Annotated in this window: 20 protein-coding genes and 1 pseudogene; 12 read left to right on the forward strand and 9 right to left on the reverse strand. The window is 73.8% G+C overall.

Going from position 1 to position 21786, the window contains the following annotated elements:
* Positions 1 to 384 precede the first annotated feature (384 nt).
* Positions 385 to 2655, forward strand: a complete 2271-nt coding sequence (gene yicI / locus AB0G32_RS38645; protein ID WP_361175093.1) for an alpha-xylosidase — start codon at positions 385 to 387, stop codon at positions 2653 to 2655.
* A 55-nt stretch (positions 2656 to 2710) separates the two neighbouring features.
* Here the strand turns inward: yicI and AB0G32_RS38650 are convergent, their stop codons facing one another.
* Positions 2711 to 3574, reverse strand: coding sequence for an NAD(P)H-binding protein (locus AB0G32_RS38650; RefSeq protein WP_361175096.1), 864 nt, complete (start codon positions 3572 to 3574; stop codon positions 2711 to 2713).
* 99 nt (positions 3575 to 3673) lie between these two features.
* Here AB0G32_RS38650 and AB0G32_RS38655 point away from each other — a divergent pair, with 99 nt between their 5' ends.
* Positions 3674 to 4363 (forward strand): TetR/AcrR family transcriptional regulator, encoded by a 690-nt coding sequence (locus tag AB0G32_RS38655; protein WP_361175099.1) that lies wholly within the window; start codon positions 3674 to 3676, stop codon positions 4361 to 4363.
* Positions 4364 to 4444: 81 nt separating this feature from the next.
* Here the strand turns inward: AB0G32_RS38655 and AB0G32_RS38660 are convergent, their stop codons facing one another.
* Positions 4445 to 5536, reverse strand: a complete 1092-nt coding sequence (locus tag AB0G32_RS38660) for an ABC transporter permease (RefSeq protein ID WP_361175102.1) — start codon at positions 5534 to 5536, stop codon at positions 4445 to 4447.
* 117 nt (positions 5537 to 5653) lie between these two features.
* The gene (locus AB0G32_RS38665; RefSeq protein WP_361175105.1) at positions 5654 to 6250 is read right to left on the reverse strand and encodes a DNA starvation/stationary phase protection protein; all 597 of its coding nucleotides are present in this window, start codon (positions 6248 to 6250) and stop codon (positions 5654 to 5656) included.
* A gap of 389 nt (positions 6251 to 6639) precedes the next feature.
* Between AB0G32_RS38665 and AB0G32_RS38670 the strand changes: the two genes are divergently transcribed.
* The 3 genes from AB0G32_RS38670 (at position 6640) to AB0G32_RS38680 (ending at position 9319) form a co-directional block, all read left to right on the forward strand.
* On the forward strand, positions 6640 to 7755 hold the full coding sequence (locus AB0G32_RS38670; protein ID WP_361175108.1) for a Gfo/Idh/MocA family oxidoreductase: 1116 nt from the start codon (positions 6640 to 6642) through the stop codon (positions 7753 to 7755).
* Positions 7752 to 8681, forward strand: coding sequence for a PmoA family protein (locus AB0G32_RS38675; RefSeq protein ID WP_361175111.1), 930 nt, complete (start codon positions 7752 to 7754; stop codon positions 8679 to 8681). The genes AB0G32_RS38670 and AB0G32_RS38675 overlap by 4 nt, the downstream gene beginning before the upstream one ends.
* Before the next feature lie 182 nt (positions 8682 to 8863).
* The gene (locus AB0G32_RS38680) at positions 8864 to 9319 is read left to right on the forward strand and encodes a phospholipase (protein WP_361175114.1); all 456 of its coding nucleotides are present in this window, start codon (positions 8864 to 8866) and stop codon (positions 9317 to 9319) included.
* On the opposite strand, the gene AB0G32_RS38685 is transcribed toward AB0G32_RS38680, so the two are convergent.
* A complete protein-coding gene (locus AB0G32_RS38685) occupies positions 9292 to 9891 on the reverse strand; it encodes a phosphatase PAP2 family protein (RefSeq protein ID WP_361175118.1) in 600 nt (199 codons plus the stop codon). The two genes, AB0G32_RS38680 and AB0G32_RS38685, sit on opposite strands and share 28 nt — an antisense overlap.
* A gap of 225 nt (positions 9892 to 10116) precedes the next feature.
* Between AB0G32_RS38685 and AB0G32_RS38690 the strand changes: the two genes are divergently transcribed.
* Positions 10117 to 11091, forward strand: a complete 975-nt coding sequence (locus AB0G32_RS38690) for a hypothetical protein (protein ID WP_361175121.1) — start codon at positions 10117 to 10119, stop codon at positions 11089 to 11091.
* Positions 11092 to 11165: 74 nt separating this feature from the next.
* On the opposite strand, the gene AB0G32_RS38695 is transcribed toward AB0G32_RS38690, so the two are convergent.
* Positions 11166 to 11945 carry a DeoR/GlpR family DNA-binding transcription regulator gene (locus AB0G32_RS38695; protein ID WP_361175124.1) on the reverse strand — a complete coding sequence of 260 codons (780 nt, stop codon included), beginning with the start codon at positions 11943 to 11945 and terminating at the stop codon, positions 11166 to 11168.
* A 124-nt stretch (positions 11946 to 12069) separates the two neighbouring features.
* Between AB0G32_RS38695 and AB0G32_RS38700 the strand changes: the two genes are divergently transcribed.
* Positions 12070 to 12951 (forward strand): SIS domain-containing protein, encoded by an 882-nt coding sequence (locus tag AB0G32_RS38700; protein ID WP_361175127.1) that lies wholly within the window; start codon positions 12070 to 12072, stop codon positions 12949 to 12951.
* A gap of 25 nt (positions 12952 to 12976) precedes the next feature.
* Positions 12977 to 13837, forward strand: a complete 861-nt coding sequence (locus AB0G32_RS38705) for a ketose-bisphosphate aldolase (protein ID WP_361175130.1) — start codon at positions 12977 to 12979, stop codon at positions 13835 to 13837.
* A 6-nt stretch (positions 13838 to 13843) separates the two neighbouring features.
* Here the strand turns inward: AB0G32_RS38705 and AB0G32_RS38710 are convergent, their stop codons facing one another.
* Positions 13844 to 14974, reverse strand: a complete 1131-nt coding sequence (locus tag AB0G32_RS38710) for a methyltransferase (RefSeq protein ID WP_361175152.1) — start codon at positions 14972 to 14974, stop codon at positions 13844 to 13846.
* A gap of 99 nt (positions 14975 to 15073) precedes the next feature.
* Between AB0G32_RS38710 and AB0G32_RS38715 the strand changes: the two genes are divergently transcribed.
* Both AB0G32_RS38715 and AB0G32_RS38720 read left to right on the forward strand, forming a co-directional pair.
* Positions 15074 to 15796: an alpha-ketoglutarate-dependent dioxygenase AlkB gene (locus AB0G32_RS38715; protein WP_361175133.1), complete on the forward strand. Its 723-nt coding sequence runs from the start codon at positions 15074 to 15076 to the stop codon at positions 15794 to 15796.
* A gap of 70 nt (positions 15797 to 15866) precedes the next feature.
* The gene (locus AB0G32_RS38720; protein WP_361175137.1) at positions 15867 to 17105 is read left to right on the forward strand and encodes an ROK family protein; all 1239 of its coding nucleotides are present in this window, start codon (positions 15867 to 15869) and stop codon (positions 17103 to 17105) included.
* Positions 17106 to 17273: 168 nt separating this feature from the next.
* Here AB0G32_RS38720 and AB0G32_RS38725 read toward each other — a convergent pair whose 3' ends face one another.
* Positions 17274 to 17783: an ATP-binding protein gene (locus tag AB0G32_RS38725; RefSeq protein ID WP_361175140.1), complete on the reverse strand. Its 510-nt coding sequence runs from the start codon at positions 17781 to 17783 to the stop codon at positions 17274 to 17276.
* A 183-nt stretch (positions 17784 to 17966) separates the two neighbouring features.
* Complete coding sequence (locus AB0G32_RS38730; RefSeq protein WP_361175143.1) at positions 17967 to 18290, reverse strand: hypothetical protein; 324 nt, start codon at positions 18288 to 18290, stop codon at positions 17967 to 17969.
* A 343-nt stretch (positions 18291 to 18633) separates the two neighbouring features.
* On the opposite strand from AB0G32_RS38730, the gene AB0G32_RS38735 reads away from it, so the two are divergent.
* Entirely contained in the window at positions 18634 to 19773 is a 1140-nt protein-coding gene (locus AB0G32_RS38735) for a PLP-dependent cysteine synthase family protein (RefSeq protein WP_361175146.1), read from the forward strand.
* 49 nt (positions 19774 to 19822) lie between these two features.
* Here AB0G32_RS38735 and AB0G32_RS38740 read toward each other — a convergent pair whose 3' ends face one another.
* Entirely contained in the window at positions 19823 to 20680 is an 858-nt protein-coding gene (locus AB0G32_RS38740; protein ID WP_361175149.1) for a DeoR/GlpR family DNA-binding transcription regulator, read from the reverse strand.
* A 394-nt stretch (positions 20681 to 21074) separates the two neighbouring features.
* On the opposite strand from AB0G32_RS38740, the pseudogene AB0G32_RS38745 reads away from it, so the two are divergent.
* Positions 21075 to 21786: pseudogene (locus AB0G32_RS38745) on the forward strand (hypothetical protein); the annotation flags it as partial.

Raw genomic sequence — 21786 nt, forward strand, 5'->3', positions numbered from 1 at the left:
GGATCCAGCTCCGGCCTCGTCGCGTCCCCGAACGGATCCCGGCCCTGCCAGCCAACGGTCCACAGACCGAACGTAAACCTGTCCTCGGGAGTGGGGTTGAAGCGCTTCGACATCGTGCGGCCCTTGCTGTCGTACCGTCGGCTCCCACGCCGGACGGTTTTGTTTGATGGCATGACTAATACGTCACGGAGGGGCTTCCGCGCTAGCCCCAGCGGGCACCCTTCGCTCCGTAAGTGCGCCGTTCCCTTCGGTGAACAGGCCAGTTCAGCGGCCAAAAGACTGCGTCGAGGCCCTACCGCGCCGATTTGTTTTGTGTACGATCAAAATGCTCCTGAGACGTCCCGCACCGCCATCCGACCGCTCTCGCCCCACCCGAGGAAGATCATGAAGTTCACCGACGGCTTCTGGCTCGTCCGCGAGGGTGTGCACCTCTCGTACGCCACCGAAGTACGCGATGTCCGCGCCCAGTCGAAGCGCTTCACCGCTCACGCTGCCGTGAAGAAGGTGGCACGGCGGGGCGACACACTCAATGCCCCGCTCATCACCGTCGACTGCTTCTCGCCGGCCGAGGGCGTCATCGGCGTCCGGGTCACCCACCACGCGGGCAAGCGGCGCCCGGGCCCCGACTTCGTCCTGGGCGAGGTGCCGGACGGCGCCGGCGAGGTGCGCCAGGACGGTCCGGTCACCGAGCTGACCAGCGGCCCGCTCACCCTGCGGCTGGACCGTTCCGGCCCCTGGGGCCTGACCTTCCTGGGCGCGGACGGGCGGGAGCTGACCCGGGCGGACGCCAAGAGCACCGCGTACGCCACCACCGGCGAGGGCGCCCACCACATGCTGAGCCGGCTCGCGCTCGGCGTCGGCGAGCAGATCTACGGCCTCGGCGAGCGCTTCACGCCGTTCGTCAAGAACGGCCAGGTCGTCGACGTCTGGCAGGCCGACGGCGGCACCAGCAGCGAGCAGGCGTACAAGAACATCCCGTTCTACCTCTCCTCGCGCGGCTACGGCGTCTTCGTCAACCACCCCGGCGCGGTCTCCTTCGAGGTCGGCTCGGAGTCGGTCGGCCAGGTGCAGTTCAGCGTCGAGGACCAGACGCTGGAGTACTACGTCGTCGCCGGCCCCACTCCGAAGGACGTCCTCGGCCGCTACACGGCCCTGACCGGCCGCCCGGCGCTGCCGCCGGTCTGGTCCTTCGGCCTGTGGCTGAGCACCTCCTTCACCACGTCCTACGACGAGGCGACGGTGACGTCCTTCGTGGACGGCATGGCCGAGCGCGGCATACCGCTCTCCGTCTTCCACTTCGACTGCTTCTGGATGCGCGAGTACCAGTGGTGCGACTTCGAGTGGGACCCGGACGTCTTCCCGGACCCCGAGGGCATGCTCAAGCGCCTGAAGGAGAAGGGGCTGCGGATCAGCGCCTGGATCAACCCGTACATCGCCCAGAAGTCCCCGCTCTTCGACGAGGCGGCGGAACTCGGCCACCTGGTGCGCAGGCCGGACGGCGACGTGTGGCAGTGGGACCTGTGGCAGGCCGGCATGGGCCTGGTCGACTTCACCAGCCCCGACGCCCGCGCCTGGTTCCAGGCCAAGCTGAAGCCGCTGCTCGACCAGGGCGTGGACTGCTTCAAGACCGACTTCGGCGAGCGCGTTCCCACCGACGTGGTCTGGCACGACGGCTCCGACCCGGAGCGGATGCACAACTACTACACCCAGCTCTACAACCAGACCGTCTTCGAACTCCTGGAGCGGGAGCGCGGCCGGGGCGAGGCGGTCCTGTTCGCCCGCTCCGCGACCGCCGGCGGCCAGCAGTTCCCGGTGCACTGGGGCGGTGACTGCTGGTCCTCCTTCGGCGCGATGGCCGAGTCCCTGCGCGGCGGCCTGTCCCTGTCGCTGTCCGGCTTCGGCTTCTGGAGCCACGACATCGGCGGCTTCGAGGGCACCCCCGACGAGGCGGTCTTCAAACGCTGGCTGGCCTTCGGCCTGCTCTCCTCGCACAGCCGGCTGCACGGCTCCTCGTCCTACCGGGTGCCGTGGGAGTTCGGCGAGGAGGCGGTCGACGTGGCCCGCCGCTTCACCCTCCTCAAGCACCGCCTGATGCCCTACCTGTACGGCGCCGCCGCCGAGGCCCACCGCACCGGCGTGCCGATGATGCGTCCGATGGTCCTGGAGTTCCCCGCCGACCCGGCCTGCCGCCCGCTGGACCGGCAGTACCTGCTCGGCCCCGACCTGCTGGTCGCCCCGGTCTTCACCGAGGACGGCGAGGTCGAGGTGTACCTCCCGGCGGGCACTTGGACCCACCTGCTCAGCGGCGAGCGGGTCACCGGCCCGGCCTGGCGCACCGAACGGCACGGCTACGACAGCCTCCCGCTGTACGTCCGTGAGGGCGCCGTACTGCCGCTGGCCGCCGACGACCAGCGGCCCGACGGGGACTGGCTGGCCGCGCCGACGCTGCTCGTCCACCCGACGGCCGCGCCCGACTACGCGGCCGAGGTCACCGTGCCGGACGCGACGGGCGCGCCCGCCGCGACGTTCCGGGTGCGGCGGGACGGGAATGTGCTGCGGGTGAGCGCCGAGGGGACGGAGCGCGCGTTCACGGTCCAGGTCGCGGGCGGGGAGCGGGGCGAGGGCACCGGCGAGGTGACGGTGCCGCTCGGCTGACGGCCGTACCGCACGGGGCCCCGGAGTCCGCCTCCGGGGCTCCCCGCACGAGGGATCAGTGACCGGCCAGGTGTTCGCGCAGCACCGTCTGCGCGGAGACCGGCTCGCGGCCGATCAGACCGGCCAGCGTCGGGTCGACGGTGGCGAACTCACCGGCCCGGGCGGCGGCGAAGATGCCCAGCAACTGCTCCGCCGTGCTCGCGGGCATGCCGTGACCGGTCATCTCGGCCAGCCACTGGTCGTCCGGCACGGTGACCCGGGTGAGGGGGCGGCCGGTTATCTCACCGGTGAGTGCGGCCAGTTCCCCGAAGGTCAGCGCCGGTGCACCGGTGAGCGGGGGAGTGGGGCCCTCGAAGCGGCCCTCGTCGGCCAGCACGGCCGCGGCCGCCTCGGCGAGGTCGGCGTGCGCGGTCCAGCTGAACGGCCCGTCCGCCGGGAGCACCAGGCGGCCCGACTCCACCGCCTGGCCGACGAAATGCGCCGCGCTGGCGGCGTAGAAGCCGTTGCGCAGCGAGGTGAACGGCACTCCCGAGGCGCGCAGCGCCTCCTCGGTGGCGGCGTGGTCGCGGCAGGCCTGGAAGTGCGAGGCCGGGTCCGCCCCCATCTGGCTGGTGTACAGGATGCGCCGGGCGCCCGCAGCGACCGCCCCCTCGATCGCCACGCGGTGCTGCTTGACGCACTCCTCGCCCATCTTGTCGACGGAGACGACGAGCACCTGCGAGGCGCCCTCGAAGGCGTGGGCGAGCCCGGCGGCATCGGTGAAGTCGCCCCGCCGCACCCGCACCCCCCGCTCGGCGAGCGCCCGCGCCCGGTGCGGGTCGCGGACGCTGACGCCGACCTGGTCGGCGGGCACGCGGTCGAGCAGCCGCTCGACGATCTGACGGCCCAGCAGACCGGTGGCTCCAGTGACGATGATCATGATGTGCTCCAGTGGTCACAGTGATTTGTTTCCGGTGGAAACGCTATGACGATAACACTGGAAATAACAGTGGAACCGCTGGCGGAGTATCTTTGGTCCATGTCTTCACGGGAGCAGACCCGGCAGCGGGTCATCGAGGCCGCCATCGACCTGCTGACGCGCGGCGGTCGGGACGCGGTCACCACCCGCGCGGTCGCCGACGCGGCGGGCCTCCAGCCGCCGGCCATCTACCGGCTGTTCGGCGACAAGGACGGACTGCTGGACGCGGTGGCCGAGCACGGCTTCACCGCGTTCCTCGCCACCAAGCACGTCGATCCGGACCCCGCGGACCCGATCGCTGACCTGCGGGCGGGCTGGGACGTGGCGGCCGAGTTCGGGCTGTCCAACCCGGCGCTGTTCACGCTGATGTACACCGAGCCCGCCCGGACCGCCTCGCCCGCCTTCGCGGCCGGCATGGAGATCCTGATGGGCCGGGTGCGGCGGCTCGCCGCGGGCGGCTGGCTGCGGGTCGACGAGCGGCTCGCGGCGCAGATCATCCACGCCACGGCGCGCGGCGCGGTGCTCACCTGGCTGTCCCTGCCGGAGGACCGGCGCGACCCCGCGCTCCTGACCTCACTGCGGGAGGCCATGGTCACCGCGGTCACGCACGAGCAGCCGGCCGTGCGGGAGGCGGGCCCGGCGGGCGCGGCCCGGGCCCTGCGCGCCACGCTGTCCGGTTCGGCGTCGCTCAGCGCGGCGGAGCGGCACCTGCTGACGGAGTGGCTGGACCGGCTCGCGGCGGAGAGCTGAGCGTGCCCCCGGTGCTGCCGGTGCTTTCGGTGCTTTCGGTGCTTTCGGTGCTTTCGGCGTCCGGCGTCCGGCGCCGTGTTCTCAGGCCGGCGGCGAAGGCGGCGCCAGCTCCGGCGGGTTCTTGTCCCGCCCGCCCGGGTGGCGGTGCCGCCAGATCCAGAACACCGCGCACGACACCAGCGCCCACCCGGTCAGCACCAGGAACGGGAAGGCGTGCTGGTGCCCCGCGAAGTACACCGCCGTGTGCTGGGCGTTGACCGAGGCGCCCGGCGGCAGCCACTGCCCGATCACGCCCAGCGCGGACGGCAGCAGCGGCCAGGACACCGCTCCGCCGGACGACGGGTTGCCCAGCAGGATCATGACGCCCCAGGTCGGGAGCATCGCCCAGCGCCCGAACAGGGTGTTGAACATGGTGAACGTCATCCCGCTGGCGAACATCGTGAACGCGAGGATCAGCCACGACTCGACGAACGGCAGGTCGAGCGCGCCCAGCAGCCAGTCCACGACCGCCGCGATGGCGAACGCGCCGAGCAGCGCGTAGGCGATGGTGAACGCGATCCGCTCCAGCGGGGTGAGGGCCCGGGCGTGCACGCTGAGCTGGATGGCGCCGACGAAGCCGATGATCACCGCCGCCAGCGAGATGTAGAAGATCGCCAGCCCGCGCGGGTCACCGTCCTGGAGCGGATTGACGTCCCGGACGGTGACCGTCACACCGGTGGCCCTGCCCACCGCCGGGGCGGCCTGCTCCAGCAGTTCGGCGACGGAGGAGCCCGAGGCCGAGGACACGTCCAGCCGCACTTGCCGCCCGTCGCCGCGCAGCTCGAAGATCGCGAAGACGGTCTGCTCCTCGACGGCTTCGACGGCCGCCGCCCGGGAGTCGTAGGCATGGGTGCGGACCGAGGAGTTGAGCGCCTTGCCCAGCCCGGCCAGGAACGCCTTGCCGCGGGCCTCGTCGTAGGAGCCGACGACGGCGGTCGGCAACTGGTGCGGTGTCGGGTTGGCCATGGTGTACGTGTACGACCCGGCGAACAGACCGGCCGCCGCCGCCAGGATCAGCACCAGCACACTGGCCGGCCACCACGGTCCCGCGCGAAACCGGGTCCAGTGGCCCTCCCGGGCGTGATGACGCGGGTGCGAGGGGCCGTCAGGGGCCGTCTCCGGAGTCTCGTCCACGTTCGCTCGTCCTTGTCCGGGCTCGTTCGGGCCGGTCCGTGCGGCGCGGTGCGCGACGGGCCGGCCCCGGACGACGGTGCGTCCGGAAACCGGCCCTTTGCTGCTCGCGCCCCGCGCTCAGACCCGTACCAGCGGTGTGTCCACCAGGTGCTCCGCCACGAACCAGGCCTGCAGTTCGCCCGTGCGGATGACGTCCGAGACCAGGATGTCGTTGGTGCCGTCGTCGCCCTGCTCCTGGACGACCGCGGCGGCGTCGTGGCAGTCGGCGAGGATCTGCTCGTGCGCCTCCAGCAGCCGCGACAGCATCGACGGCACCTCCTCGACCCCGTCCGGCGGGCGGCGGATCGTGGTGATCTCCGCGACGTGCCGGGGGTCGCCGACCGAGACGCCGCCGAGCGTCTGGACCCGCTCCGCCAGGGTGTCGATCAGCGCCAGCTGCTCACCGGCGTGCTTGTCCATCAGCAGGTGCAGCTGGTAGAACGTCGCCCCGCGCATCAGCCAGTGGTACTTCTTGTACAGGTCGTGCAGGATGCGGGTGTCCGCCAGGATCTTGTTGACCCGCTGGGCGGAGTAGAGGCGGGTCTCCATGGACAGGGCCAAGGGGAACTGCTTGACGGTGCCGAACTCCTGGATGACCCGGCCCTGCTGGTGCAGCCACGGCTGACTGCCGTCGGAACGGGACGCCGGCGGTGCCGGCCTCGGATCGGTGCTCACGCCTGAACTCCTTCCACGGGGAAGCCGAAGGTGAGTGCCGGTGCCTCGCGCGACCGGACTCGGCCCCCTGCGACAGTCGATCAGCCGTCCGCCGGGCCCGCAAACGCTGCGGCCCGAGCGAGGCACCAGGCCCCGGACGGGGAGGTTCCGGACGGACCGGGCGGAGGGGGTTGTCCAGGCAATCGCCCGCCGCTTAGGGTCACCCGGGTGGCAAGCGCTTTCTATCGCGCTTGCCAGCACCGCTTGCCAGCACCGCTTTCCACCACCGTTTTCCGTCGTCGCCGTCCCTCACCGCTGGCCATCACCGCCCTTCTGTCACCGCCGTCCGTCACCGCCCTTCCGTCACCGCAGCTTCTCGTCACCGTCGTCGCGTCCGAGGAGGACCCCGTATGCCCCCGCTCCCCGCCCGCCGCCGGGTGGCCGTCGTCGGCACCGGCGCCATCGTGGCCGGCGGCCATCTGCCCGCCCTGCGAGCCCACGCCGACCGGGTCGAACTGGTCGCCGCCGTGGACGTGGACCCGGCCCGGCTCGACGCCTTCCGGGCCGAGGCGGGCCCGGAGGTCGCCGGGTACACCTCGACGGGCGCGATGCTGGACGCCGTACGCCCCGATCTCGTCCTCATCGGCACCCCGCCGGCCCTGCACCGCGAGCAGACGGTCGCCGCGCTCAAGGCGGGCGCCTGGGTGCTGTGCGAGAAGCCGCTGTGCCTGTCGCTCGCCGAGTACGACGACATCGCGGCGGCCGAGGCGGCGTCGGGTGCCTACGCCTCCGTCGTCTTCCAGCACCGGTACGGCTCCGGCGCCGCGCACGCCCGTCGGCTGCTCGCCGGCGGGGAGCTGGGCGCGCCGCGGGTCGCCCACTGCCAGACCACCTGGCACCGCGACGCCGCCTACTACGCGGCGCCCTGGCGCGGCCGCTGGGCCACCGAGGGCGGCGGCCCGACCATGGGTCACGGCATCCACCAGTACGACCTGCTGCTCCACCTGCTCGGCCGGTGGGCGGAGATCCGGGCGATGGCCGCGCGGCTGGCGCACGACACCGAGAGCGAGGACGTCTCCACCGCCCTGGTCCGCTTCGAGAACGGCGCCCTGGCCACCGTCGTCAACAGTGTGCTCTCGCCCGACGAGGTGAGCCGGGTACGCGTGGACTGCGCGGACGCGACGGTGGAGCTGACCCACCTGTACGGGCACCGCAACGCCGACTGGACCTACACCCCGGCGCCGCACGTCGACGCCGGGCGGGCCGCCGCCTGGCGCGCTCCCGCCACCGACGTGCCCAGCTCGCACACCGCGCAGCTCGGCGCGGTCCTCGACGCGTGGGACGCGGGCACCCGTCCACCGGGCAGCGGCTCGGAGGCCCGCGCCACCCTGGAGTTCGCCGCCGCCCTGTACAAGGCCGCGTTCACCGGACAGCCGGTGCGCGCCGGGGAGATCGGCCCCGGCGACCCGTTCTACGCCGCCATGCACGGCGGCCACCCCGACTGGGCCCCCGGGGAGCGCGCGTGAGCGACCGTATCCGCGTCACCCGCACCCACGGCGAGCACATCACGGTGACGACGGCGGACGGCACGGAGATCCTCCGGTACGTCCACCGCCCCGACCCCGACCCGTTCGAGTCCCGCAAGCCGTACGCCCACCCGCTGCGCACCCTGGCCGGGCGCACGGTGACCGGATACCGCCCCAACGACCACCGCTGGCACAAGGGCGTGCAGATGACGGCCAGTCACCTGTCCGGCCAGAACTTCTGGGGCGGCAACTCCTACGTGCCCGGGGAGGGTTATCTCGCCCTGCCCGAGCGGGTCGGCTCGATGCGGCACGACGGCTTCCCGGACCTGACCGTCGAGGACGACCGGCTGGCCGTCACCGAGCACCTCACCTGGGTCGAGCACGGCGGCGCCGAGTGGGCCCGCGAGGAACGCGGACTGACCGTCCACTCGGTCGACCAGGCATCCGGCTCCTGGGCCCTGGACTGGTCGATCCGCCTCACCAACATCCGCGCCGAACCCCTGCTCTTCGGCTCCCCGACCACCGCGGGCCGGGAGCTGGCCGGCTACACCGGCCTCCAGTGGCGCGGCCCCCGCGACTTCACCGGCGGCACCGTCTTCACCCCGGACGGCGAGGGCGCGCAGCGGCTGATGGGCACTCAGGGGCCGTGGCTGGCGTTCAGCACCGAGCACGACGACGTGGACGCCCACTCCACCCTCGTCTTCGCGCACGCCCCGGAGAACCTCGACGCGCGGGCCGCGATCCACCCCTCGCACTGGTTCGTGCGTGCCGAGCCGGTCCCGACCGTCGCGTTCTCCTGGGCGTTCTTCACGGAGTTCGAACTGCCGCCCGGGGAGTCCTTCGCCTACCGCTACCGGCTGGTGGTCGCCGACGGCGCCTGGGACCGGCACCGGGTCACCGCCCACCTGGCCGGCCTGCCGTGGTGATCCGCTCCGCGCGGTGACGCACGGGGCGGGAGCGACAACTGTTCAACTCGCGTTCCCCGGCGCACGCCAAGAGTTGACGGCGCATTGGGAGCAGACGGGTGTGAGGCGACCCGCGGGACGCGCATCATCTCCCCATGAACCCGCGGCCCGAGGGGCGGGCCGCGGCCTCATGGAGGTGTGGGATGCACCGCAGAAGACTCGTGACCGGCCTTGCCGCCTCGGCCCTCTCCGTCCTGACCGTGGTCGGCACCGCGACGGCCGCCGACGCCGTACCCGCCGACAAGCCGCAGGTCCTGTCCAGTTGGACCCAGACCAGCGCGTCGAGCTACGACCAGTGGGCCGCCGCCCGCGCCAACCAGGCCGCCTGGTCCGCCTACGCGTTCGACTGGACCACCGACTACTGCTCCTCCTCGCCGGACAACCCGCTCGGCTTCCCCTTCACCATGTCCTGCGCCCGGCACGACTTCGGCTACCGCAACTACAAGGCCGCGGGCACCTTCACGACCAGCAAGGCCCGGCTGGACAGCGCCTTCTACGAGGATCTCAAGCGCGTCTGCGCCCGCTACACCGGCGCCACGAAGACCACCTGCGACGGGACGGCGTGGACCTACTACCAGGCGGTCCGGGCCTTCGGCTGACCGCACCCGTACCGGCCCCGGGCCGTCACCGCCAGCGTGAGTGCCGCGCTGGCGACGCCCAGCACGGCGCCGGCGGCCACATCGCCCGGATAGTGCACGCCGGTGTGGATCCGCGCGTAGCCGACCGCGCCCGCCAGCGTGCCGAGCGGGACGGCGGCCGGCGGCAGCACCGTGCCGACGGCGGTGGCGAACGCGACCGCGGCCGCGGTGTGGCCGGACGGGAACGCCGCCGACGCGGGCATCGGCACCCGCCGGTCCACCGTGACCCGGGCGGCCTCCCGGTCCGGTCGCGGCCGGCGCACCAGCCGCTTGCCGAGCAGGTCGGCGCAGACCGAGGCCACGGCGAGCGAACCCGCGCCGAGCGCCGCGGCCCGGCGTCCCCGGCCCCCGCACAGGGCCAGCGCGGTGGCGACACCGAGGGAGATCTTCGAGTGGTCGGCGGCCTGCGACAGCCGGCGCAGCGTCCGGTCGAGCGCGGGGGTCGGGGTGGCGGCCACCGCGGCGTACAGGGCCCCGTCCACGGCCCGCAGATCACGCAGTACGGCGGCGGCGGAGGCGGTCGGCTCGGTCATGTGCTCCTTCTGTACTCCTTCTCCCGGGACGCTCCGTGCATCCTGTACTCCTTCTCCCGGGACGCTCGGTTCATCAGCTTGCCCCCGACCGGACCGGGCGGCGCCCCGGCCGGGCCCGTACGGGTCAGTCGAGTCGCTTGACCGTGTACCCCCAGGGGGTATGGTGAGCCGCATGGTGGGGCGCATCCGTGTCCGGCGGCCCCCGAAGCCGAGGAGGCGACGACCGTGCACACGGGAACGGGACCGAGGATCACCGTCTTCGCGGCTGCCCTGGCCGCCACCTTCGGCGCGGCCTACGGGGTGGGCACCGGTCTCGCCCCGGTCGTCGAGGAGCCCGCGCCCGCCGCCCACGACGAGCACGGCGCCCCCGTACCGACAGCGGGCGGCGACGACGGGCACGAGGGCCGGAAGAGCGCCCCGGCGGGCGGGCTCCAGATCTCCGAGGCCGGCTACACGCTCGACCTCGACACGTCCCGCGTCACCGCCGGGCGGCGCACCGAGCTGAGCTTCACCGTCCGCGACGACCAGGGCCGGGCCGTCACCGCCTACCGGCGCGAGCACGACAAGGAACTCCACCTCATCGTCGCCGCACGCGACTTGGGCACCTACCGCCACCTGCACCCGGCCCGCGCCGCCGACGGCACCTGGAGCACCCCCGTCGACCTGCCCCGGGCGGGCGGCTACCGGGTGTTCGCCGACTTCACCCCGGCACGGCGCGGCGCCGAGAACCTCACCCTCGGGGCCGACCTGGCGGCCGCCGGCCCGTACGCGCCGCGCGGTCTGCCGGCCCCGGACGCCACCGCCGAGACCGACGGCTACGACGTGCGGCTGACCGGCGCGCTGCGCCCGGAGCGGGCGAGCGAACTGCGCCTGACGGTCAGCCGCGACGGCAGGCCGGTCACCGACCTCCAGCCCTACCTCGGCGCCTACGGCCACCTGGTCGCGCTGCGCTCCGGCGACCTCGCATACCTGCACGTCCACCCGAACGGCGCCCCCGGCGACGGCGCCACGAAGCCCGGTCCCACGGTCTCCTTCACCGCCACCGCGCCCAGCGCCGGCGCCTACCGCCTCTTCCTCGACTTCCGGCACGCGGGCAAGGTCCGCACGGCGGCCTTCACGGTCCGGGCGGGGCAGACCCACGGGGCAGCCCCGGGACCGTCAGCCCACACCGCGGAGCCCGACACGGGCCACGGCCACTGAGCCCCAGGGCGACAGCGGCGCCGCGCCGCCCGCGAGCCCCGCCTCAGCCCATCGAACCCCCGGACGGCCGCCGCTCACACCGCGACGACCGTCAGCCCCGCCTCCTCGAACCGCCGTACCGTGTCCGCGTCCACCGCGGCGTCCGTCACCAGCGTGTCCACCGACTCGGCCGCGCAGATCCGGGCGAACGCCCGCCGGCCGAGCTTGGTGGAGTCGGCGGCCACCACCACCCGTTCGGCGCGCTCGCACAGCAGCCGGTTGATCGCGGCCTCCGCCTCGTCGTGGGCCGCGGCCCCGTGCGTCACGTCGAACGCGACCACCCCCAGCACCGCCACGTCGATCGTGACCTGCCCCAGCACCCCGTCGGCGAGCGGCCCGATCAGCTCGTAGGACTGCGCCCGCGCCACCCCGCCGGTCACCACGATCTTGAACTGCGGCCGCACGGCCAGCTCGTTGGCGATGTTCAGCGCGTTGGTGACGACGGTGAGCGCGGGCGTGCCCGCGGCGAGATCGGGGCGCACCGCCAGCGCCCGCGCCACCTCGGTCGTGGTCGTGCCGCCGGTCAGCCCCACCGCCTCGCCGGGCGCCACCAGTTCGGCGACGGCCCGCCCGATCCGCTCCTTCTCGGAGGCGCGCCGCGCCGTCTTGTACCGCAGCGGCAACTCGTACGACACCCCGTGCACCACCGCGCCGCCGCGCGTGCGCACCAGCATCTGCTGCCCGGCGAGCTGGTCGAAGTCGCGGCGGATGGTCGCCGCCGACACCTCCAGCTCGGCCGCCGCCTCCTCGACATCCAGCCGGCCGCGTTCGACGAGCAGTTCCAGCAGCGTCTTCCAGCGGGCGTCGCGCGACATGCGCACCCTCCGTTCCTCGGTCCCTGGCCGACCCTAACGCACACCCGCTTTCGGCAAATGCTTGATTGTGCTCGAAAGCTCGCTATATCTTGCAGGAACAATCAATCTCGGGGAGGGTGTGGTCATGACATACGTCGAGGACGAGCTGAACAGCCAGCCGGAGTGCTGGACCCGCGCGGCGGCGGAGGCGGCCCGGCACGGCGGCGCGCTGCCGGCCGCGGGGGAGCGGGTGGCGATCGTCGGCTGCGGGACCTCGTACTTCATGGCGCAGGCCGCCGCGGCGCTGCGCGAGGAGACCGGTCAGGGCGAGACGGACGCCTTCGCCGCCTCGGAGTTCCCGCACGGCCGCTCCTACGACCGGGTGGTCGCCCTCACCCGCTCCGGCACCACCACCGAGGTGCTGGAACTGCTCGGCCGGCTGCGCGGCCGCACCCGCACCGCCGCGATCACCGCCGACCCCGCCACGCCCGTGATGACGGCCGCCGACGACCTGGTCGTCCTGGACTTCGCGGACGAACGCTCGGTGGTGCAGACCCGGTTCGCCACCACCGCGCTGACCCTGCTCCGCGCCCATCTCGGCCTGCCGGTCGAGCCCTCCGTCGCCGACGCCCGCACCGCCCTCGCCACCGACCTGCCCGCCGGGCTCGTCGACCGCACCCAGTTCACCTTCCTGGGCCGCGGCTGGACCGTCGGACTGGCCAACGAGGCCGCGCTGAAGATGCGCGAGGCGTCCCTGTCCTGGACCGAGGCGTACCCGGCGATGGAGTACCGGCACGGCCCGATCAGCGTCACCACCGCCACCACGGCGACCTGGATGCTCGGCGCGGCACCCGAGGGACTGGCCGAGCAGGTCGCGGCCACCGGCGGGATGTGGGTGGCGGGCACCCTCGACCCGCTGGCCGAACTGGTCCGCGCCCAGCGGCTCGCGGTCGCCGTGGCCGCCGCCCGGGGCCTGGACCCGGACCAGCCGCGCCACCTGACCCGTTCGGTGATCCTCGCGCCCTGACCGGCCGCAGCGAAAGGACAGACCCGTGCCCCTCGCCACCACCGGCGACCTGGTCGCCCGCGCCGCGGCGGCGCGTACCGCGGTCGCCGCCGTCAACGTCATCACCCTGGAACACGTCGAGGCGGTGATCGCCGGCGCCGAGTCCGTGGCCGCGCCGGTGATCCTCCAGGTCAGCGAGAACGCCGTGAAGTTCCACCACGGCCGGCTCGAACCACTGGCCCGCGCCGCCGTCGCCGCCGCCGAACGCGCCGCCGTCCCCGTCGCCCTCCACCTCGACCACGTCAAGAGCGACGCCCTGCTGCGCCAGGCCCGGGACGCCGGTTTCAGCTCCGTCATGTACGACGCCGCCCAACTGCCGTACACCGAGAACCTCGCCGCGACCCGGGCCGCCGCCGACTGGGCGCACTCCCAGGGCCTGTGGATCGAGGCGGAGCTGGGCGAGGTGGGCGGGAAGGACGGCGCGCCGCCGCTGGACGCGCACGCGCCCGGCGCCCGCACCGACCCCACCGAGGCCCGCGGCTACGTCGCCGACTCGGGGGTGGACGCGCTGGCCGTCGCGGTCGGCAGCTCGCACGCCATGACGACCCGCACCGCCGCCCTCGACCACGACCTGCTCAAGGAACTGTCGGCCGCGCTCGACGTCCCCCTGGTGCTGCACGGCTCGTCGGGGGTGCCGGACGGTGAACTCGCCGCGGCGGTCGCGGGCGGCATCGCCAAGGTCAATGTCGGCACCGCGCTGAACATCGCCCTGACCGGCGCGGTCCGCGAGCACCTCGCCGCCCGCCCCGAGGCGGTCGACCCGCGCGGCTACCTGGCCGAGGGCCGGGACGCGATGGCCCGCACGGTCGCGGACGTACTGAGGGTGGTGGGCCGGCTCACCCGCTGACCCGGTCTACCTCTTGACGGCCCGGAGGATCACGAACTTCGGGTCCCCGGCCACCAGTTCGCTGTTGCCGAACAGACGGCGCAGCTTGACGTGGTAGCCGAGGTGCCGGTTGCCGACCACCCACAGCTCACCGCCCGGCCGCAGCGCGCGCCGGGCACCGCTGAACATCCGCCACGCGGTGCCGTCGGTGGTGGCCTGGTGGGAGTGGAACGGCGGGTTGTTGAGCACCAGGTCGACACTGTCGTCCGGCACCCCGGCCAGCCCGTCACCGACCCGGAACTCGGCGTTCCCACCCGCCCCACTGGCCCGGTACGTCGCCTCCGCCGAGGCCACCGCCTGGAAGGACTCGTCGGTGAACAGCACCTCGGCCCCCGGGGCGGCCAGCGCCACCGCCGTACCGACCACTCCGTTGCCGCAGCCGAGGTCGACCACTTTCCGGGCCCCGGCGTCCGGCAGGTGCTGCAGGAAGAACCGGGTGCCGATGTCCAGCCGGTCGGCGCAGAAGACGCCCGCGTGGTTGACGACGGTCCGGCCCGAGACGGGCCCGATGCCGTCGGGCAGGCGATAGCTGAGCGGCCAGGGGTTGGCGGGCCGCGGCCGGGCGGGGTCCGGCGTACAGAAGATCAGCCGGGCCTTCTTCTTCGCGAGCGAGGTCCGGGTCGGGCCGAGAACCCGCTCGAACACCGCCAGTGTCGAAGTGTGGATCTCCTTCACCATCCCGGTGCCGACGACGACCGTCCCCTCGTGCACCGCGGGCGCCAGCCGCAGCAACTGGTCCTCCAGCAGCGCCAGACTCTTGGGCACCCGCACCAGCAGTACGTCGATCCGCTCCGGCGGCGGGTCCTGCGTGGTCAGCAGCCGCACCGCGCCCGGCTCGACACCGCCGCGGGCGAGATTGGCGCGGGTCGCCTCCCGGCCGAGGTACGAGTCGGTGAGCTGGGTCGGCCGGTGCGCCGCCAGCGCCGTCACCAGCGCGCCCCAGCGGTCGCCCAGCACCACGACCGCCCCGGACAGCGGCACCCGCCGCTCGGCGAGGTGCGCCAGCAGATACTCGTCGGAGGCGTCCCAGGCGCGCAGCCGGTCGCGCGGATCGTCGGGGAACCGGGTCAGCACCGGCTCGCCCCACTCGGTCGTCATACGGTCGTCGCGCTCGTCCATCGTGCGTCCAGGCTAGCCGAGCCGCAGCTCAGGGCCGGTCGGGCGAGGACCGGGCGGCGGTCGTGCACGATGGAGGACATGGACGCCGAGCTGTTCCCCCGGGAACGTACCGAGATCGCGCCCGGCGCCGTGCACCTCCCGGACTGGCTGGACGCCGGGCTCCAGCGCGAGCTGCTGGACGCCTGCCGGGACTGGTCCCGCCCGCCCGCCGGGCTGCGCACGGTCCGCACCCCGGGCGGCGGCACGATGACCGCCCGGCAGGTCTGCCTGGGCCGGCACTGGGGCCCGGTGCCCCGCTGCCCGCACTGCGGCCGGGCCGCGCGCGCCAACCCCGACTGCCCCGGCCCGCACGCGTACCCGTACGCCTACTCCCGCACGGTGGCCGACGGCGACGGCGCCCCGGTCAAGCCGTTCCCGGACCGCCTCGGCGACCTGGCCCGCCGCGCGGTGACCGACACGCTGGGCGCCCGGGCGGTCCCCGCCGCCGCGTACGACATCGCCCTCGTCAACTTCTACGCCGCCGACGCCCGGATGGGCATGCACCGCGACGAGGACGAACGGGCGGACGCGCCGGTGGTCTCCCTCAGCCTCGGCGACACCTGCGTCTTCCGGTTCGGCAACACCCGGAGCCGCAACCGCCCGTACACCGACGTCGAACTGCGCGGCGGCGACCTGTTCGTGTTCGGCGGCCCGGCCCGGCTCGCGTACCACGGGGTGCCGCGGGTCCGCCCCGGCACGGCACCGCCCGGGCTGGGCCTCACCGGGCGGCTGAACATCACGCTGCGGGTCAGCGGACTGTAAGGCGCCGCTCCCGGCACCGGCCCCCACCGCACCGGCCGCCGCCGGCCCGGATCATGGGAGACTCACCCCCATGAGCGGCAAGGCGGACCCCCGGCGGGCGGGGGACGGGACCACCTCCAGGACGCGGCTGGACCGGGGACGCGGGGCGCTCGGGCCCGCGTTGGAGCTGGTGCACACCGGACGCGCCCCCACCCGCGCCGTCCTGACCGCCGAACTCGGTGTGACCCGGGCGACGGCCGGCGCGGTCGCCGCCGAACTGGAGGCGCTCGGCCTGATCAGGGTCGACGCCCGGCCCGGCGCCCCCGCCGGTTCCCAGGGCCGCCCCTCGCACCGCCTCGCGGTCGCCGAGGACGGCCCGGTCGCCCTCGCCGCCCAGGTGCACGCCGACGGCTACCGGGCCGCGCTGGTCGGGCTCGGCGGCCGGATCGTCGCCACCACGCCCGGCTGCGAGATCGTCGACGCCGACCCGGCCAAGGTCCTCGGCTCGGTCGTCGAGGCCGGCGCCGAGCTCCTGGACCGCACCGGCCGGCGCTGCGTCGGCGCCGGCCTCGCCGTACCGTCCGCGGTGGCCGAACCGGAGGGCCTCGCGCTGAACCCGCTGCACCTGGCCTGGCCCGCGGGCGCCCCCGTCCGGCAGATCTTCGCCGAGCAGGTGCGCGCGGCCGGCCTCGACGGGCCCGCCTTCACCGCCAACGACGTCAACCTCGCCGCCCTCGCCGAACACCGGCACGGCGCCGGGCGCGGCTCCCGCGACCTGCTCTGCGTGGCCACCGGACACCGGGGCGTCGGCGGTGCCCTGGTCCTCGACGGCCGGTTGCACTCGGGCAGTTCGGGACTGGCCCTGGAGGTCGGCCACCTCACCGTCAACCCCGCCGGCCGCCCCTGCCACTGCGGCAGCCGCGGCTGCCTGGACGTGGAGACCGACCCGCTGGCCTTCCTCACCGCGGCCGGCCGGGAACCCGGACCCGAGCAGTCCCTCCTCCAGCAGTCCGTCGACCTGGTCCGCGACCACTACACCGACCCGGCCGTCCGCACCGCCGCCGAGACCCTCCTCGACCGCCTCGGCCAGGGCCTGGCCGGCCTGGTGAACATCCTCAACCCGGACCGCATCATCCTCGGCGGCCTCCACCGCGACCTGGTGCGCGCCGACCCGGACCGGCTGCGCGCGGTGGTCGCCGGCCGCAGCCTGTGGGGACAGAGCGGCGGCGTACCGGTGCTGCCCTGCGCCCTGGACCACAACAGCCTGGTGGGCGCGGCCGAACTGGCCTGGCAGCCGGTCCTCGACGACCCACTGGCGGTACTCGGCTGACATACGCCCACCGCTCGGCCCTCAGGGGCGCGGGGAACTGCGCGACCAGCCACACCCGGCCCGCAGTTCACCACGACAGCCACCACGGCAGCACCGCACCCGACCGCACCTCACCCGACCGCGCCCGGTCGACTCCCGCAGCCCCCGGAGGGAACGGTCACCGCCCGGTCAGCCGGCCACGGCCGACCGGGCGGGAGCCGCACGTGCCACCTGACTGAACGATTCGGCGGGCACCTCCTCGACCAGCCGGCGCGGCGGACGGCCGGGCAGCGGTGGCACGGACGGCGGGGTGGGAAGCGTGAACCAGACCACCTTGCCGGACTCGCCGTCCGGCCGGGCGCCCCAGCTCTCGCTCATCGCGGCCACCATGGCCAGACCGCGCCCGCAGGTCGCGAGCGGCTCGGCCTCGTCCACCACGGGCAGCCGCGGATCGCGGTCCCGCACCGAGACCGTGAGCCGGTCCGGCAGCAGTTCGATCTCCACGGTGCACGTCTTGTCCGGCCGGGCATGCTGGTGAACGTTGGTCAGGAGTTCCGTCACGCCGAGCGCCGCCCGGTCGATCAGGGAATCGAGATGCCAGTAGCGCAATTGCGCAGATACGATTCTGCGGACCTGGCCGATCCGCGACGGCAGGGCTTGGAGCTCCACCGTGCAGTGCCTGCTTGGGTGACTGATCACGGCTGCGACTCCCCGACATAGAGGTCCGGAAGAACACTGAGGACGGATCCAGCAGACGTGTGCGTCACGCGACCGCCTGCTGTCATGGCCGGCGGGCTGGTTCGCAGCGTTATCGCCGGTAAACCCAGAGTGACGTGAGACCAGCGTGACGCAAGGGGTGAGACGGCGCAACCCACGGACATCTCAGTCGCTGTGTCCCGCCGCCCGGCGCACGGCCTCGATGAACCGGCGGGCCGCCGCCGGCCCCGACTCGCCCGGCGCGGGATCGGATTCGCCTAGGGTGAGCAGGTACCGCTTGCCGTCCAGCTCGGCGAAGGCGCGGTCCTCGGCGGCGAACCAGGGTCTGGCGGCGCGCACGGACCGTACCGGGGCACTGTCGATCTCGCTGCCGTAGCTGGTGAGCAGCTCCAGCCTGCCGTCGCTGATCCGGACCTGTCCGGCCCGGGTGAGCGAGCGGAGCCGTTTGTCGATCCGTACGCCGGTGGCCGTGAACTCCGGCTCCGCCATGCCGCCGCCCCCTCGTGCGCGTCGGTGGCCGGACCGCGCTCCGGGTGGGCCGGTGCCGGCTCGTGTCGTGATCGCGGGTGCCCCGAGGCGGGGCCGCGTTCCACCCGCAGCAGTCTGCCCGCCCCCGGCGTCGAGCACCAGTGCGCGCGAGTCCCTTCCCGGCGCCGCCCGGAGCACTGGCGCGAATGCGCCCCCCTGCCGTGCCGCGCACGCCGCCCCCGAGGTTCCTTTGAGCCCCCCAAAGGGGCCTTTATGCAGGTGAGAGGCGTCGGGGAAACGTGCCTATGATCGGCACAGGCGGCCGCGCGAGGCGCCGTCGGCGCCCAGCACAAGGAGCCGTGCCGTGAGCACTTCCCCGCCCACCGGGACCCCGCCCGCCCAGACCGGTGCGACGCTGGACGTCGACCGCGGCGACACGGCCTACCGCGGCTGGCTGAAAGAGGCCGTCCGCAAGGTCCAGGCGGACGCCAACCGCTCGGCCGACACGCATCTGCTGCGTTTTCCGCTGCCCGAGCCGTGGGGCATCGATCTCTACCTCAAGGACGAGTCGACCCACCCCACCGGCAGCCTCAAACACCGCCTGGCCCGCTCCCTGTTCCTCTACGGCCTGTGCAACGGCTGGATCCGGCCCGGCCGTCCGGTGATCGAGGCGTCCAGCGGCTCGACGGCCGTCTCCGAGGCGTACTTCGCGAAACTGATCGGCGTCCCCTTCGTCGCCGTCATGCCGCGCACCACCAGCGCCGAGAAGATCCGCCTGATCGAATTCCACGGCGGCCGCTGCCACTTCGTGGACGACTCGCGCGAGATGTACGAGGAGTCCGCCCGCCTCGCCGCGCGGACCGACGGGCACTACATGGACCAGTTCACCTATGCCGAGCGGGCCACCGACTGGCGCGGCAACAACAACATCGCCGAGTCGATCTTCCGTCAGCTGCGCCTGGAGCGGTTCCCGGAACCGGCCTGGATCGTCGCCACGGCCGGTACCGGCGGCACCTCGGCGACCCTCGCCCGCTACGTGCACTACATGCAGTACGACACCCGGGTCTGCGTCGCCGACCCGGAGAACTCCTGCTTCTTCGACGGCTGGACCACCGGCGATCCGGACGTCACCTGCGACTGCGGCTCCCGGATCGAGGGCATCGGCCGGCCCCGGATGGAACCGAGCTTCGTGCCGGGCGCCATCGACCGGATGATGAAGGTGCCGGACGCGGCGAGCGTGGCCGCCGTGCGCGCCCTGGAGCGGGTCATCGGCCGCAAGGCGGGCGGCTCCACCGGCACCGGTCTGTGGAGCGCGCTGAAGATCGTCGCCGAGATGGTGGCCGAGGGCCGCCGGGGCAGTGTGGTGACACTGCTGTGCGACCCGGGGGACCGCTACCTCGACAAGTACTACTCCGACACCTGGCTGGCCGAACAGGGCCTGCGCATCGAGCCGTACACCGCGGCCATCGAATCCCTGCTGCACACGGGCGTCTGGCCCACCTGACCGGCGGCCTGGCCCGAAGCGAGCCGGAACCCGGCCCGCCGGCCCCCCGTCAGTCGTCCTGTTCCGGCTGTTCCGGCTGTTCCGGCTGTTCGGGCTGCTCGGCCACGCCCGCCACCACCACGCGCACATGCTCCGCGATCTCCGCGTGCGCCTCGTCCGGCAGCCCGGCGTCCGTCACCAGCGTGTCCACCCGGTCCAGCGCCGCGAACGAACTCAAGCCCACCACACCCCACTTGGTGTGGTCCGCGACCACCACGACCCGCCGCGCCGACTGCACCAGGCGCCGGTTGGTCTCGGCCTCCGCGAGGTTCGGCGTGGACAGCCCGGCCTCCGCCGATATGCCGTGCACACCCAGGAACAGGACGTCGAAGTGGAGTGCCGCGATCGCCTGGTCGGCCACCGGACCCACCAGCGAGTCGGACGGCGTGCGCACCCCGCCGGTCAGCACCACCGTCGCCGCGGCCTGCCGCGCCCCCGAGGTGCGCTGCGCCGCGTGGAACACGTCGGCCACCCGCACCGAGTTGGTCACCACCGTCAGATCCGGCACGTCCACCAGCCGGTGCGCCAGCGCGTACGTCGTCGTACCGCCGGACAGCGCGATCGCCGCGCCCGGCGCGACCAGTTCCGCCGCGGCCCGCGCGATCTCCTCCTTGGCGGTCGGCTCCAGGCCCGACTTGGCCTCGAAACCGGGCTCGTGCGTACTCGCCTCCACCACCGGCACCGCACCGCCGTGCACCTTCTCCAGCACACCCTGCCGGGCCAGCGCGTCCAGATCGCGGCGGACCGTCATGTCCGACACGCCGAGCCGGCGGGTCAGCTCGTTGACCCGGACCCCGCCGCGGCGCCGCACCTCGTCGAGGATCAAAGCCCGCCGCTGCTCCGCGAGGAGGTTCTGATTCTCGCTCACGTACGCTCCGGTCCTCTCGCCGCCACCAGTCCGCCCGGCGCGCCCGCCGCGGCGAGGACCTCCGCACGCCCCGGTGCGCCGACGCCCATCCTCGCACGCCCCGTCCCACGGCGCGCCACCACCTGCCCGTCGCGCACATGTCACTCCCGTCCCATCCGTACGCCACGTGTCACACAGTTGGGGGAGATTCGGTGGGGAGAGGTGTACGCCGTCCGCCGAGCGGAGATCCTGTGCCCGCACGGACACAGCCGACGGCGCGTCACGGGGGAAGTGCGACACGGTGGAACAGGCGCAGCGACGGGCCACGCACAAGGCCACGGGGAACGACGGACAGGGCACCGGAACCGCCCTGGAACTGCTGGTGCACGGGGTGGGCGGCTCCTCGCCGCAGGAGATGCTCGACGACCCGCGCACGGTACGGGTCACCGGAGACGACATCGCCGCCGTCTTCCGCCGCACCGAGGACGCCGACGCCGAGGCCCGCCCCGAGGACTACCGGGACAGACCGGTGCCCGAGGCGTACGTCTGGTGCAACCTCACCTCCGGCGACGGCACCCGCGCGCTGTGGCTGCTGCTCCTGCCCTTCATGGTCGTCAACCTCGCCCACTGGATGCGCCCCGCCGCGTCCGGCCGCAAGCGGACCCGGCGCCTGTACGGGCTGCTGGTCCGGCTCGCCGGATTGACCCTGACGGTGCTGCTGGTCGCCGCCGCCGCGGAGGTCGCCCTGGACCTCGCGGCCTGGCAGTGCGCGGGCACCGAGGCGTGCGCCGCGCGCCACTCCTGGCTGGGCTTCCTCTCCCCGGCCGAGGGCGGCTGGTGGAGCGGCCCCGGCCGCCGGCTCGCCCTCGCCGCGCTGGTCCCCGCCGCGCTCACCGGCCTGCTCTGGTACCTGTCCCTGCGCACCTGGCGCGCCTACGAGTCCCAGCAGCCGATGGACCGCGAGCCCGAACCGGACGAGACGGCCGGCCGCAACGCCCTGGGCCGCCCCGGGTTCTGGTACGGACGCCGGCTGGTGGCCCGGCTGCGCGCCGCGCACACCGCCGCCGGGCTGCTGACCGTCGCCGGCGGCCTCGCGGTACCCGCGGCACGCCTCGACCGCCGGCCCG

Source organism: Streptomyces sp. NPDC023723, from assembly GCF_040639815.1.
GTDB lineage: Bacteria > Actinomycetota > Actinomycetes > Streptomycetales > Streptomycetaceae > Streptomyces.